This window comes from Paenibacillus cymbidii (genome assembly GCF_004764705.1).
Classification (GTDB): Bacteria; Bacillota; Bacilli; order Paenibacillales; family NBRC-103111; genus Paenibacillus_AN; species Paenibacillus_AN cymbidii.
The window spans coordinates 1-14,558 of record NZ_SHLX01000009.1 but is presented as its reverse complement, the minus strand read 5'-3'; the positions used below and the strand labels follow the sequence as shown (position 1 = coordinate 14,558).

The window sequence follows — 14,558 nt, the reverse complement described above, 5'->3', positions numbered from 1 at the left end:
AGTACATCTTGCATAAAAGTTTCCCGTACTTTCTTTTATCGGCTAACGCAGGGGGAAAATTTAGATGCCGCAAGCATCAAAATTGCACTTCCTTCATATGGAAGCCCCTTGCCGCAAAAACAAAAAACCGCCTGCAAGAGGCGGCGACGCGTGCGAAGCTTGGAGTTACTTGGATGCGCGCGATACGCCGCGCGTAAGCTTGAGCAGGAAGCCGAGAAGCGGCTTCTTCGTCTTGCTGATAATGCCGATCGCTTCGACGCCAAGCTCGAGCACGAGCAGCAGAACGGCAATGAGCACAATCGTCCACCACTGCATCGGCTGCGACAGCAGCACGGCGCAAAGGCCGAACAGGACCGAGATGCCGTAAATAATCATGACGGTTTGGCGCGTGCTGAAACCGAGATCCATCAGGCAATGGTGCAGATGCCCCTTATCCGGCGCGGAAATCGGTTTATTGTTGAGTTTGCGGCGGATAATCGCCAGGAACGTGTCGGAAATCGGCACGCCGAGGATCAGAATCGGCACGATCAAGGAGATGACCGTCGCTTGCTTAAACCCGACGATCGACAGCGTCGCGAGACAAAACCCGAGAAACAGCGCGCCGGTATCGCCCATGAAGATGGACGCCGGATTGAAATTGAAGAACAGGAAGCCGACGATGCTGCCAAGCAGCACGGCGCAAACGAGCGCAACCCCGGGATTGCCCATCAGGAGCGCCAGCACCATGATCGTGGCCGTCGCGATTGCGGACACGCCTGCCGACAAGCCGTCCAGGCCGTCGATCAGGTTGATCGCGTTGGTGACGCCGACAATCCACACAATCGTGATCGGGATGCCGACCCAGTTCATGCCGACCCAATCGTTGAGATGCATAAAGTCGCCGAACGGAGATTGCAGAAAGTCGACCTGAAGTCCGAATGCGACCACAATGCCGGCTGCAATCAATTGACCGAGCAGCTTCAGCTTGGGCGACAGAACGAAACGGTCGTCCAGCGCGCCGGTCAGCACGATAACCGCACCGCCGATCAGCAAAGCTAGTGCCAGATCGGTCTTCACTTCGCCGGCCAGCGGCGCAACGATAAAGTATACGCCGATAAAAGCAAAAAATATCGCGAGCCCGCCCAGTTGTGGCATGATGCGGGAGTGCATGCTGCGGTGATTCGGAACGGCGACCGCCTTGACGCGAATCGCAAATTTCTTGACCAATGGCGTAAGCAAGGTGGCCAAGAGGCAAGCTGCCACGAAGCCAATCACATACATCCACACATTCATCGAATAAACACAACCCCTCGAACGATCTCTAGAAGGACGAAATTCATGAAAACGGGCGGAAAACAAACTCCGCAACAAATTATACGCGTTTTGCCCAGTAAACTCCAACCCGCGATTTCGGCAAATTCGACTGTTTTCAGGCTATTTTCAATGAAATTTTCACAGTTTTTGCACGTTCTCTTTCTCGCGAATCACTTTGAAAGCGAATTGCGGCAGCGCAAGCATGCGCTTGTAGCGCGAAGGCTCGCGCAGCAAGCGGTAGAACCATTCCAGCCGCAGGCGGATGAACAGCTTGGGCGCCCGCTTGGCCCGGCCCGCCATAATATCGAGGCTGCCGCCGACACCCATCATGACCGGAACGTTCAATTCCGCCTTGTAGCGGTCGATCCACGGATCCTGCGTATCCGCGCCACGGGCCACAAACAACAGATGCGGCTTCGCTTCGCGAATTTGCCCTACCACTTCCTGGTCCTGACCGGCGCCAAAAAAACCGTCGCGGAAGCCGACAAGCGTTATCCCCGGATACTGATCTTTCAACTTGTCCGCGGCGATTCGAATCGTCTCCGGTGTCGTGCCAAGCAAATAAACGCGCCAGCCTTTCTTCTCGCCGCGGCGCAGCAGCTCGTGCATTAGTTCGATGCCCGCGACTTTGCCGGCTACGGGATTGCCGACATAGCCCGCGGCCCAAACAACGCCCGCGCCATCGGGAACGATCAGATCGGCCCGCTTCATCATCGCCATGTTGCCCGGATGATTCAGCGCTGCCATCACCATGATCGGATTGGCCGTAATGATCTGATGCGGTCGCCCGCTCTCGGCCATCTCGGCGACCAGGTCGGCTGTATCTGCGGCCGATAATTTGGAGAACGGCACGCCGAATATCGAAACTGTAGGAACGCTCTTGCCCATAATTACTCCTAACCGGTCATTTAACCTAAAACAACCGTTGTCCTTATAGACGCATCGAAGCGATGATTTGTTGCGCCGGCCGTGAAGCTTGCTGCTTCAACCGGTCCACGAGCGGCCGTTTGGCCGCGGTCCAGGCATCGCGATTGTCCAGCAATCGCCCGATTTCCGCCGCGACGCCGGCCGGGTCGAACGCTTCCGTCGAAGCCGCCGGCGTCGATTCCAGGCGATGCAGGAATTGATCGATCTTCGGATCGTAGGTGATGCCGACCATCGGCACCAACTGCGAAGCCGCGTAGATCAGTGCATGCAGGCGCATGCCGACAAGCACGTCGCATCGGCTCACTTCCGCCAGCATGCGCTGCGGGTGATCGATGCCGCCGACGACCGTCATCTTCGGCTCGCTCCCTGCCGCCTTGATGCGGACGCGGCCGATCACGTCGTACGACGCCTCCTCGTCGGAAGGCAAATGGAACGGCAAAAAGCGAACTTCCATCTCGCGCTCGTACGATAGTCGGACAATGGCTTCCGCCAGCTTGTCCAACTCCGAACGGTCCGCGTTCCAATAACGCACGGAGATGCCGACGACCGGCAAGCGCTCTCCTGTGCTTTCCGGTGCGGCAGCCTGCGCCGTGCCGCCCGGAAGCGGCAGGCCCAACACCGGATCGGGCACTACCTCGGCGGCTCCTGGCGCGCAGCCCATACTCTCCAGCAAGGCGGCCGATTCCGCGTCGCGCACCGAAACGTAGCGGCACTTCCCGAACGTGCGGCGTATCCACCCATAGTATCGGCGATTATGTACGGGGCCGATTCCTTGGGAATATATGAAAACCGGCTTGCGCAGCCATAACGCCAGCTTCATGATGCCAATGTAGTAAGGAATCGTCAACCCGCCGGTAACGTCCTGCAGCAAGCTGCCCCCGCCGCTGACGAGCCCGTCGGCGGAGCGGATCGCGGCAAACACGCGGCCGAGCTTCATCCGGTGCACGGCTTCCACGCCGTATGTGCGCGACGTCCATTCCGGATCGATCGACAGCACGACCGGAACAACCTTCACCCCGGCCGCCTCGCCCTCCTGGCGCAGCGCCAGCAGGATCGATTGCAGCACCGCTTCGTCTCCGCTGTTGCGAAACCCATAATAGCCGGAGATTACGATTCTTTTAACAGACGACCCCATCGGTTCCAGCTCCTTGCGCAAACTTCCCATATCGCAATCGCCACAAGTCCGATCAACACGCCGCCGATCCCGCCGTAAATATCGCGGATCGCCGAAATGTCAAGCGGCGTATGCAGATGCGTAAACGTTCCGATCATATCCGCCTGCGCGACGACGCCGATCAGCAGCAAATACAAGCCCCACTTGTGTTTGCGCCAGACCAGATAGGCGCCGAGCAGGAAGGCCGGATGCCCGATCAGAAACTCCTTCGTCCGCGGGCGGACGCCGAGCGTGTTCTCAAGGAACGAACGGAATACCAGTTCCCCCGATGAAACCGAACCTTCATTGCCGGTCCGGGACAAATAGTACATACCGGCCGCGCCGATCACGACAGCGGTCAGCACCCAAAGCACCGTAATCGGCGAGTTGGCCATGCGCCGCACTTTGGAGAAGCGGCCGGCCGGCGTCAGCTTTTCGCTGAACACAAGCAAGTACACGGCAGCGATAAGGATCGGCAAGTAGGCGAGAATTTTCACGCCTTTGAACTGATCGAGCAGCAGGTTGTACGTAATGTCGTTCAGCAAGCCGACGATATAGGCCGCGCCGATCAGCGACACGACGGACACAGCGACCAGCAGCCCGATCGAACGCACGATCGCGGCCCCCGGGGAAGCGGCGGCGCGGACGGCCTGCAGCCGGCGAATCGCGAGAATGACCGCCAGGCTGGCGGCGAATACGCCGATGCCAAGCGCAAGCAGCTTGTACAGCGCATTGGAGCTGAGCACGTTCAGCGCGGCTGCGCCGAACAGGCCAAGCACGAACAGCGGCGCGGTCAGCAGCAGCGAGAAATAAGAGATCACAAGCGCGATTAGCGACACGCCGCCGAGCACGACGAGCGGCTTGAGCGCCTTGCGCCAGCCGGCGTCGCTTTTCTCGAACGCATGCGCCTGGCCGAGCGAATAGCCGGCGTTTTCGATTCGATCCATCGCGCCGTCCTTGCCGGTCAAGCTTTCGTAGATGGCGGACAACGGATCGACGTACGTGCCTTTGTCCAGACTCTTCGTCGCCCGGGCATTCAGGAAGATCATGCGGATGTTGCGGTCCTTCACGGCCAGCACGAACCTGTCGGACACGCCCCGAATCCGCGCTTCCAAATCCTGTTTGGTCAAGTTTTCGGTCAGCTTGCTTGCGTCGTTCTCCGTAAACGAATGCAGCCGCAGCACGTTGTAGTCGATGGACTTCGCCAGCGTCGTGTAACCTTTCTGCGGCGTCTTCAAAATAATTTCGATCGTTGCCAGCCCCATATGGTGCTTGTTCATCAGATCGCCCATCATCTTCAGCGAATCGATCGACGATACGCCGAGATCGACATTCGAGTAGCCCGGCACCGTTGCGGTTGCGTCGCCGTCGACGATGATCGTGCGCGCGCCGGCTTCTTCCAGCTGCTGCAGCAGCCTGTCCATCTCGGCCGGGTCGAGCGGCCGGCGATTCGACAGCCGCGGCACGACGCGGAAGCCCAAATCCTTGATCGTGCGCAGCGCGATCGGATCCGGATCCATCGACTTCGCGGAAGCTTCGTCGAGCGGGAGCTGGATGACAAGCCCTTGCTGGTTTTTGACCGACCAGGGAGCGGTCTTCACATTCAACCGGGCGAACGTGCGCTCGATCAAACCTTGTATTTCCGCCTGGCTTTGCGGTTCGGTGAACAGCACGTAGGTGTAGTTCTCCGTCGGCGATACCGGCGTTTGCGACAGCGCGGCGGCATCGTGCGCGTTGTACAGCTCGATGCGCCGGCTCAGCTTGAGCTCATTCAACGTACTTTCGTAGATGGCCAGCGATTGAATACCGTGCTTCTTCATTTCGGCCAGTTGATCCGCCACGAATTGGCGCGGGTTCGGCTTGTAGTCGGAAATTTCCAGCAAATCGCGATAGTCGAACACGAACTCCACTTTCTTGGACGTCTGCTCGGTGCGATAACGATCCGCCGCAAGCGGCAAGGAAGCCGCCAACCCGATGATGACCAGAATCCATAGCAGTTTGGGCATCAGCCGGCTCCACTGTGCATACCGCTTCATAAGACGTTACCACTCCTGTCAATAATCTTGCTTTCCACCTCGGCAAAAACTAACCGTCCACGCGGGACATAACCGCTTGCACCAGCCGGTCCGCGCGCGCGGAAGCATCCTCGGCCGACTGGCCGCGGACGGCAAAATACACCTTGATCTTCGGCTCCGTCCCCGAAGGCCGCAGACAAAACCACGAATGATCATCGAGCACGTATTTCAGCACGTTCTCCGGCGGCAGTCCGTCCAGCCCCGGCGCGTAATCGAGCACCTGCGCCACCTGGCGGCCGGCAACTTCCGTCGGCGGATGCGCCCGCCAATCGTCCATGATGCGGCCGATCTGCTCGAGGCCGTCCTTGCCCTTGAGCGTGCGCGATTCCAGCTTCTCGAGGAAATAGCCATGCTGGCGATACAGCTCCTGCAGCACGTCGTACAGCCCGCTCCCTTGCGCCTTGTAATAGGCCGCCGCTTCCGCAATCAGCATCGAGGCGAGCACCGCATCCTTGTCGCGCGCGTAATCGCCGGCCAAGTAGCCGTAGCTTTCCTCGTAGCCGAACAGGAACGTGTGCGCCCCGGTCGCGGCGAATTGCGTCATCTTCTCGCCGATATATTTGAAGCCGGTCAGCGTATTCATCACTTGAGCGCCGTAATGTTCGGCAATGACCGCACCCATCTCGCTTGTCACGATCGTTTTCACCACGACGCCGTTCGCCGGCAAATCGCCGCGCTCTTTCATGCTGCTCAGCAAATAATGCACCATCAGCGCACCCGACTGGTTGCCGTTCAGCACAACATACTGCCCGTTGTCGTCCTTGACGACGGCGCCCATCCGGTCGCAGTCGGGGTCCGTACCGATGACGACGTCCGCATTCACTTGCTCCGCCAGCTTCAATGCCAGCGCGAACGCTTCCTTCTCCTCCGGGTTCGGCGACTTGACCGTCGAGAAGTTCGCGTCGGGCAGTTCCTGCTCCGGCACGACCGTCACGTTCGTAAAACCGACGCGCGCCAATGCGGCGCGAACGGACAAGTTGCCGGCGCCGTGCAGCGGCGTGTACACGATCGACACGCGGTCGCCGAGCTCGCGCACGACTTCCGCATGGCGGCTGACGGACGTAACCGCGGCGAGGAACGCTTCGTCCGCCTCGCGCCCGATCCAACGCAGCAATCCGGCGGCTTCCGCCTGTTCGCGCGTCAGCTTGCGGATGGAGGCGAAGGCGACATCGCGAATTTGCGCGATGACGCGTTCGGCGTCGTGCGGCACCAGTTGGCCGCCGTCCTTGCCGTATACCTTATAGCCGTTGTACTCCGGCGGATTGTGGCTCGCCGTCACCACGATGCCTGCCGTTGCACCCAAATGCCGCACGGCAAACGACAGCTCCGGCGTCGGCCGCAGCGAGTCGAACACATAGGCGGCAATGCCGTTGCCGGCCAATACCAGCGCCGCCTCCAGCGCAAACTCCGGCGACTGGTTGCGGGAGTCGTACGCAATCGCAACGGCGTTGTCCGCCGCAGCCGCGTTCGCCAGAAGAAACTGCGCCAGCCCTTGCGTCGCCCGTCCCACGGTATATAGATTCATCCGGTTCGTGCCGGCGCCGATGACGCCGCGCAAGCCCCCGGTGCCAAATTCGAGGTCCTTGTAGAAACGATCTTCCACTTCAGCCGGTTGGTCGGCAATTGCCCGCAGCTCCGCTTTCGTCGCCGCGTCGATACCCGGATCGTCAAGCCATCTGTCAAACAATGATTGTACGCGATTGGTTTCGCTCATCCTGTTCTCCTTCCGTCTGTGGCCGAGTCGGCATTTCGTCTTTCTTCATTAATAATAGTGCCATATTAACGCCGCTTCCGTAACTCCGGCAGACGACCCAATTACTGGCCTGCGACAAGCGCAAACATGATCCCGCCGGACGCCACGACCGTTTCGCCGACCTTGGCGGTCGCCTGGCCTTTGCCGACCATGCCTTTCAGCCGCGTAATCTCCACTTCCAGGTGCAGCGTATCGCCCGGCACCACTTGCCCGCGGAAGCGGAACTCGTCGATGCCGGCGAACATCGCCAGCTTGCCGCGGTTCGCCTCCGGCAGCAGAATCGCCACCGCGCCGACCTGCGCCAGCGCCTCGACGATCAGCACGCCCGGCATCACCGGCTTCCCGGGGAAATGTCCGGCAAAAAAGGGTTCGTTTACAGTCACATTTTTCAGTCCGACGGCGCGTTTGCCTTCTTCGACTTCCAGAATGCGATCGATCAGCAGAAAAGGATGGCGGTGCGGAATAATCTCCTGAATTTGTACGATATCGAGCATGATAAAAGGTGGCTCCTCTCTGTGTACGTTAGCAGTATAAATTGGCTCCGGAAGACTTACAATAGACATTGTCCCTTCAGGAACTGCAGGCTTGAAGGTTGATATAGGGGAGCACCGTTCCGATCAGGCGACCGCCTGACTGAAACGATGCTCTTTTCCTTGCGTGGCGCGACCGGCGCGGACGGGAACGGCTTGCGAGGCCGCATCAGCCTTTCTCTATGTATTGCTTGCGATTCAGCCTTACGAACGAATAAATATAAATGAAAGAAGTCAGGAACGAAAAAATAATCACAAACCACAAATACTGCTGCGCATAAGCGAACTCGAACACGATCAGCAAAATGGCCAAGTAGTACAGCACCGTCGTCAGCTTGCCCATCGTATTGGCCGGGACCGTCTTTTTGCCGCGGAAATAGAAGTAGGCGGATCCTGCGATCATGCCCAAATCCCGGATGAACATCGCAATCGCCGCCGCCCACGAAATCATACTCGTAAAGACGAACGACAAGATTACGGTGAGCATCATCGTCTTGTCCGCCAGCGGATCGAGCATCGTGCCCACTTGCGTCACCTGGCCTTTGCGGCGCGCCAACCGCCCGTCCAATATATCGGTCAAGCCGGCCAACACAAGGATAAAAAAAGCCGCTTTCACATGACCGGCCGCAAACACCAGCACATAGACAGGTATCATGATAAAACGCAGCATGGTCAGCGTGTTCGGCAGGTTCACCCCTGTTATCCCCCTAACAGATTTCTCTCCATCCCTACATTATACCGTTGATGCGGCAAAAATAAAACTCCCGTGCGGGGAGTCCGATTTTTGTGCGAATGAGATCCGCTCGCGCCAGGACGTCAGCAGGTCATGACGGAGAAAAAACCAAATCGTATACATGTTTCCATGTTTCCACGTGCCATACTTCGTCCATCGGCTGCCCGCCCAAATACACATAGCCAATCGCGAGACCGACGAGCAGAGCGGCAACGGAAAGCACGGGGACAATCACAATACGCAGCGTCTGGTAGACGATACGCACCCATAACGGCCATTTCTTGCGCGGCGGCGCTTTCTTCTTCTGGGAACCGGCGGCGTTCGGCTTCCCGGGCGACGCTTTGAGCTGCGGTTGCGACGACTCCCGCGTACCGGAGAACAGCTCGTTCAACTGCTTCGTGTCGAAAAACACGTCCTCCGGCCTCTCGCGTTCCTCCGGTTTTATCTCCGGCCCGCGTTTCGGCTCCTGGTCTTCACGCTTCATCGTCATCAGACGCGCAGGCTGTTCGCAAGCCCCATCATCGTATCGGACGAGGTGATCGCCCGCGAACTAAGCTGATAGGCGCGTTGTACCATAATCAAATCTGTCATTTCGTCGCTCAAATTGACATTGGATTGTTCCAGAAAGCCTTGCCGCACAGTAGGCTTGTTCTCCAGTTCGGTCGCCGCGTTCGCATCCTGCAAAATATCGCCGACATTCGTCCCCGGCGCGACCGCGAACAGATTGTCGCCGGTTTGTTCCAAGTATTGCGGCCGGATGACGCGCAACAGCTTCAACTGGCCGACAACCTCGGTCGCCTCCGTATCCCCCGGCTTGTACGCCGTAACGACGCCGTCGGCGCTGACCGCCATCTTGTAGCCGTCGCCGGCCGGCACCCGAATCGGCAAATTGTCCGTCCCGCGCACGTAGTCGCCGGCCTTGGTCGCGAGGTACAAGTTGTCCGGGTCTTCCGGATTGATCACCAAGTCGAAGGAACCGTCGCGCGTATATGCGATATTGGTGACATTGTTGCCGTTCGCATCGACCGTCATATGTTGAATTTCGAACAAGCCGTTGCCTTCGATCGCCATATCGGAATCGACGCTCGTTTCCTTCAGCGGCCCCTGCTCCATATTGAGCTGCACCAGGCTCAGCTTGGCACCCCAGCCCTGGTTGAAGCCAAGCGGCGACAGCCGCCCGTCCTTCTGAAAGCCCGGAGGCTGAGACTTGATGTTCGTCAAAATGTCTTCGAAAGTCGCTTCCTTGCGCTTGAAGCCGATTGTGCCGGTGTTCGCCATATTGCCCGCGATCACATCGAGCTTCTGCTGCAAGGAAGACATGCTGACCATCGCATTGATCATCGAATGGTTCATCGGAATCGGAACCTCCTGGGAACGATCTTATCGGAGCCACGTCAAACTGCCGCGCCCCTGGATGCTAGACGCGGCCTACTTCGTTGACAGCCTTCTCCAGGCTCTTGTCGTAATATTGCACCATCTTCTGATTCGTTTCGTACGCGCGCAGCGCGGCGTTCATGTCGACCATCGACTGCGCGGCGTCGACGTTCGACCGTTCGATGAAGCCTTGCCGGATTTGCACTTCGTTGTTCGGCACCGCCACCGTTACGAGCCCTTCGTCGCCGGCATTGATCCGGTACACGCCATTGCCTTCGCGAACGAGCCGGTTCGGGTTGTCCACCCGCGAGATGCGCAGCGCAATCTGGTTGCCTTGCGCATCCAGCAGCGGCACGCCGTTCACCGCATCGACGAATTGGCCGGTCGGCGTCACCTTGGCGCTCGAAATGAATTCGCCGGTGGCGTTATCGCGCAGCACGATCGGCTGGCCGTCTGCACCAAGCACGCGATAGCCTTCCGAGGATACGAGCTCGCCCGTATCGTTCACGGCAAACTTGCCGTTGCGCGAATACCGTTCCTGTCCCTCGTTATCGAGCACCGTAAAAAACGCTTGCGGCTGGAACACCTTCTGACCGTCCGGCGTCATCGCTTTGCCCGCGCCGTCGAAGGCCAATCCGGGCACCTGAATGTTGGAAATGATCGCCATGTCGAGCGGATTCTTCGTCTCGGACAGATCGCCCTGCACGTAGATCGACAAATCCTCCTCGGCGAACACGCCGGTATTCAGCCGTCCGATCTGCCTGACTTCCGTCTGCCCCTCGTCCTTGCCCACGAGCGAGATCAGCATTTCCGGAAACGAACGCGACACCGCGTTGCCCTGCTTGAAGCCCGGCGTATTGAGATTGGAAATATTGTTCGTGATCGTATCGTGCTTGCGCTGCTGCGAAATCATGCCCGCCGCCGACGTGTACAAGCCTCTCAGCATAAGCGTACCTCCTAATATAGGGAGTTTAGCTTGCTAAACTCTCACCTCTAACGAAAAGGTTTTGCGATACTTCCCCGGCCACTTCCTTGCGAGCAAAAACTTACTTCGGAAGCATCTGCCTAGCCGTCTTGACGCTATACATGGTATATCGAATCCGAACGTCCGATTGTTTAGTCCGGCCTGTCGGAAACGCCGTTATACTTTGCGCTTGCTCACTTTGTCGAGGTTGTCCAGCATCGCGCCGGTCCCTTTCACCACGCAGTGCATCGGGTCTTCGGCGATAATGATCGGCACCTTGAGCTCGTCCGCCAGCAATTGGTCGAGACCGTGAAGCATCGCGCCGCCTCCCGTCAGGATGACGCCGCGATCGATAATGTCCGCCGACAGCTCCGGGGGCGTACGCTCCAGCACCGTCTTGGCGGAAGCGACGATCGCCGACACCGGTTCCCACAACGCGTCTTTCACCTCGCGCGAATTGACCGTAATCGTCTGCGGCAGACCGGACACCATATCGCGGCCGCGAATATCCATTTCTTCGACGCGCGTGTCCGAATAAACGGAGCCGATCTTCACCTTGATGTCCTCCGACGTGCGTTCGCCGATCAGGAGCTTGTACTTCGTCTTGATATATTTCATGATCGCCGAGTCGAACTTGTCCCCCGCCACTTTGATCGAAGAGGAGGTGACGATGTCGCCCATCGACAGAACCGCGACGTCCGTCGTCCCTCCTCCAATATCGACCACCATGTTGCCGCTCGGCTGGAAAATGTCCATGCCCGCGCCGATCGCCGCGGCTTTCGGTTCTTCCTCCAGAAACACTTCGCGCGCGCCGCTGCGTTCCGCCGCTTCGCGGATCGCTTTCTGTTCGACCGACGTAATGTTGGTCGGAGCGCAGATCAGAATGCGCGGACGGCTGTACCACATCTTGCCGCCCACTTTATTGATGAAATGCCGCAGCATCATTTCCGTAATTTCGAAGTCGGCAATAACGCCGTCCCGCAGCGGACGGATGGCGACAATGTTGCCGGGCGTACGCCCGACCATGCGAAACGCCTCTTCGCCGACGGCGAGAACCCGTTTCGTGTCGTTCTCGATCGCGACGACCGACGGCTCGTTAAGCACGACCCCCCGGCCTTTCACATGAATCAGAACGTTTGCCGTACCCAAATCGATCCCGATATCCTTACTGAACATAGTGAAACATATCCTCCCTGAACTTACCGGCCATCCCGCAACGAAACAGATGGTGAGCGATCCTTTAATGGGTATAAAGCTGCTTATAAGGTACATTCGTCAAGTTTCGCCAAAATCCTCTTTTTCATCCGCTCCGAACGCGCATTTTTTTCACAGGGGGGAGTGCGGCGAACGAGCTACGACTGAAGCTGTACAAGCTGATCGGGCGTTTTGTAATACCGCGTCTTCTTGTACTTGATCTTGGTCGCTTCTCCTCCCCTCAGGTGCCGAATCGATTTGTGATATTCCAAGATGGTTTTCACCTGATTGGCAAGATCCGGGTTGATTTCAGGCAGCCGCTCGGTTAAGTCCTTGTGGACCGTGCTTTTGGAAACACCGAATTCCTTGGCTATCGTGCGAACCGTATTCCGCGTTTCCACGAGACTGCGACCGATCTTGATCGTACGCTCTTTGATGTAATCGTGCACTCCCCTCGCCTCCCTACTCGAGATAGTTTGGTACATTATATGAGGAGCGAGCCTATATATGCTCTGTTGCGTCCGGCTGACAAGCCAATCGGAAACATTTTTTCAAAAGAAAACGCAGAAGGAGTTGTCCTTCTGCGCCGCCGGCGAAGCGTTTGCAACGCCGGCCCTCGAATTTCATTATTTGGCTGCGAGGAACTGCTCCGGATTGACCGCAGGTCCGTCTTGCCCTTGACGCACTTCGAAGTGCACGTGAACGCCGTCTTCCTTCTCCAGTTCGTTGCGTCCCGCCTTGGCGATCACGTCGCCTTGCTTGACGGTTGCGCCCTGGGTTACTTTGACTTCGTCCAGGCTTTGGTACACGGTGACCAGCCCGTTGTCGTGCGTGATTTCGACCACATTGCCGTTAAGCGGATGCTTCTCGATGTGTGTCACTTTGCCGCTCAGCGCCGCGAGGACGTCGAATGTCTGGTTGTCCTTGCGGGCAAGATCGATGCCGGCGTGCGGGATGAACGTGTCGCCATATTCGACCATCGCGGCTTCCTTGGCTTCCGCCGTCGCGCTCGAATCGTAGTGCGTCAGCATCGTTTGCACTTCGGCTGCGTCCTTCACCGGCCAGCGCATCGTTTCGGCAGTTGTTGCCGCCGGAAGCGCCCCGCCGTTTTTGGTCGTCGCATCGGTAACCGTTTTGCTCGTCTTGTTCAGTTCGGAAGTTACCGAGCTGCCCGACGTGCCGCGGGTGCCATATTGCTGGTACACCCACATGAAGGTTAGGATGAGTGCAGCCGCGACCATGTAGATTGCCGGGAAAGCCCATTTACGGGAGAGCAATCTTTTCCACGATCCTCCAGTGGCTGCCGTTTGCGCTCGCTCTGTAGATTGAGGAGCTTCTTCCTTGCGTTTCTCTTTGGTTTGATCATTCATGTTCTATCACCTCATCAGCCATTGTTGCCAGATCGTGGGGTTTTATACGTGAGATGATAGGTTTTTTCAAGAGAACGCGAGATTGTGAGACAACGGACCGTTTCGGCGCGCTGCCGGGTTAGCCGCCCGCAATCCGCTGCACGAACGGATCGTCCGGGCCTATCGAAATGCCCGTATAATAGTAGGTAGCGATTTGCTCCGCCGTTTTGCCTTCCTTGGCCATGCCGTTCGCTCCCCACTGGCTCATGCCTACGCCGTGTCCGTAGCCGGTCGAGGTGATTTCGACCTGGCCGTTTTTGGCTTTCCAGCTGAACTGGGCGGAGGCCAGGCCAAGCTTCTCGCGCACGTCGCGGCCGGTGAAGCGCGTGCCGGCGATCGACAGCCGTTTGATCCGGTGTCCGGCGGTTTGCTCCAGCACCGTCGTTCCCGCCGCGGCCGCACCTGCCGCCGCGCTGGCGCGCAAACCCAGCTTGGCCGCAAAATCGGCGACCTTCATCGTAACGGTCGTCGTAAACTTCGGCGACAGCTGGCGGTCCCACGGACTCGGCACACTGCGCAAATAAGGAATGTAGACGGACCAGTAGTCTTCCGAATTTTCCGTATAGCCATTGCTGGTAGAGAAGAACGTCGCGTCGATCGGTTCCCCGCCGTACAGCAAAATTTGCCCTTCCGTTTCGCTCGTCGCCCGGTTCACTTTCTCCATGTTGCGGCGGTACGTTTCCTCGTCCGGCCATTGCTTGCGCAATTGCTCGTCCGTGACATACGCCTGGTGCGTGACGGTGTCGGTCACCCAGGCTTCCTTCACGGGCATGTTGCTGTGATCGCCGGCTGCCATCCGGCGCACGATATAGGTGCGCGCCGCCAGCGCCTGCGCCTTGAGCGCTTCGAGCTCGAAGTCGATCGGCATCTCCGCGGCGACGACGCCGCGCACATACGCCTCGATCGGCACGCTCGCCACGCGCTTCTCGTTCGTCAGGTAGACGCTGACGGCAAGCGTGCTTGCGGCCGCCTGCGGCGCGGCGGCCGAGTCGACGACGGCGGCCGGAGGCGGGGCCGCCGCGGGTTTGCTCGGGTGCCGCGCGAGCAGCGGCACCAGCAGGGTTAGCGCGAGCGCAGCCGCGATCCACACCGACGCGAGCGCGAGGTAGGGGTTGCGCGCCGCGAAGCGGCGCAGCCGCGCGGAGCCGGCGAC

14 protein-coding genes are annotated in these 14,558 nt (G+C 58.7%); all 14 read right to left on the bottom strand.

The annotated features are described in order from the left end of the window. Positions 1 to 165: 165 nt before the first annotated feature. The 14 genes from EXY20_RS13925 to spoIID all read right to left on the bottom strand — a co-directional run bounded on the left by EXY20_RS13925 (position 166) and on the right by spoIID (position 14,540). Complete coding sequence (locus EXY20_RS13925; protein WP_135552018.1) at positions 166 to 1,272, bottom strand: glycosyltransferase family 4 protein; 1,107 nt, start codon at positions 1,270 to 1,272, stop codon at positions 166 to 168. Between the two features lie 159 nt (positions 1,273 to 1,431). Next, on the bottom strand, positions 1,432 to 2,181 hold the full coding sequence (locus tag EXY20_RS13920; protein ID WP_135552016.1) for a WecB/TagA/CpsF family glycosyltransferase: 750 nt from the start codon (positions 2,179 to 2,181) through the stop codon (positions 1,432 to 1,434). Positions 2,182 to 2,224: 43 nt separating this feature from the next. Then, the gene (csaB, locus tag EXY20_RS13915; protein ID WP_135552014.1) at positions 2,225 to 3,355 is read right to left on the bottom strand and encodes a polysaccharide pyruvyl transferase CsaB; all 1,131 of its coding nucleotides are present in this window, start codon (positions 3,353 to 3,355) and stop codon (positions 2,225 to 2,227) included. Beyond that, positions 3,328 to 5,409 (bottom strand): DUF5693 family protein, encoded by a 2,082-nt coding sequence (locus EXY20_RS13910; protein WP_135552012.1) that lies wholly within the window; start codon positions 5,407 to 5,409, stop codon positions 3,328 to 3,330. The genes csaB and EXY20_RS13910 overlap by 28 nt, the downstream gene beginning before the upstream one ends. Positions 5,410 to 5,458: 49 nt before the next feature. Then, entirely contained in the window at positions 5,459 to 7,162 is a 1,704-nt protein-coding gene (locus EXY20_RS13905; protein ID WP_135552010.1) for a phospho-sugar mutase, read from the bottom strand. A gap of 101 nt (positions 7,163 to 7,263) precedes the next feature. Beyond that, entirely contained in the window at positions 7,264 to 7,695 is a 432-nt protein-coding gene (fabZ, locus tag EXY20_RS13900) for a 3-hydroxyacyl-ACP dehydratase FabZ (RefSeq protein WP_135552008.1), read from the bottom strand. A 205-nt stretch (positions 7,696 to 7,900) separates the two neighbouring features. Continuing rightward, positions 7,901 to 8,425, bottom strand: coding sequence for a CDP-alcohol phosphatidyltransferase family protein (locus tag EXY20_RS13895; protein WP_135552006.1), 525 nt, complete (start codon positions 8,423 to 8,425; stop codon positions 7,901 to 7,903). A gap of 130 nt (positions 8,426 to 8,555) precedes the next feature. After that, positions 8,556 to 8,954, bottom strand: a complete 399-nt coding sequence (locus EXY20_RS13890) for a DNA-directed RNA polymerase subunit beta (RefSeq protein WP_235885878.1) — start codon at positions 8,952 to 8,954, stop codon at positions 8,556 to 8,558. After that, on the bottom strand, positions 8,954 to 9,817 hold the full coding sequence (locus tag EXY20_RS13885; protein ID WP_135552001.1) for a flagellar hook-basal body protein: 864 nt from the start codon (positions 9,815 to 9,817) through the stop codon (positions 8,954 to 8,956). Before EXY20_RS13885 ends, EXY20_RS13890 begins: the two co-directional genes overlap by 1 nt. A 64-nt stretch (positions 9,818 to 9,881) precedes the next feature. Further along, complete coding sequence (locus EXY20_RS13880; protein ID WP_135551999.1) at positions 9,882 to 10,784, bottom strand: flagellar hook-basal body protein; 903 nt, start codon at positions 10,782 to 10,784, stop codon at positions 9,882 to 9,884. A 195-nt stretch (positions 10,785 to 10,979) separates the two neighbouring features. Then, positions 10,980 to 11,978, bottom strand: coding sequence for a rod shape-determining protein (gene mreB / locus EXY20_RS13875; RefSeq protein ID WP_135551997.1), 999 nt, complete (start codon positions 11,976 to 11,978; stop codon positions 10,980 to 10,982). A gap of 176 nt (positions 11,979 to 12,154) precedes the next feature. Beyond that, positions 12,155 to 12,445, bottom strand: coding sequence for a sporulation transcriptional regulator SpoIIID (spoIIID, locus tag EXY20_RS13870; protein ID WP_135551995.1), 291 nt, complete (start codon positions 12,443 to 12,445; stop codon positions 12,155 to 12,157). 177 nt (positions 12,446 to 12,622) lie between these two features. Further along, entirely contained in the window at positions 12,623 to 13,366 is a 744-nt protein-coding gene (locus EXY20_RS13865; protein WP_135551993.1) for a M23 family metallopeptidase, read from the bottom strand. Between the two features lie 118 nt (positions 13,367 to 13,484). After that, positions 13,485 to 14,540: a stage II sporulation protein D gene (spoIID, locus tag EXY20_RS13860; protein WP_135552440.1), complete on the bottom strand. Its 1,056-nt coding sequence runs from the start codon at positions 14,538 to 14,540 to the stop codon at positions 13,485 to 13,487. Between the last annotated feature and the right edge of the window lie 18 nt (positions 14,541 to 14,558).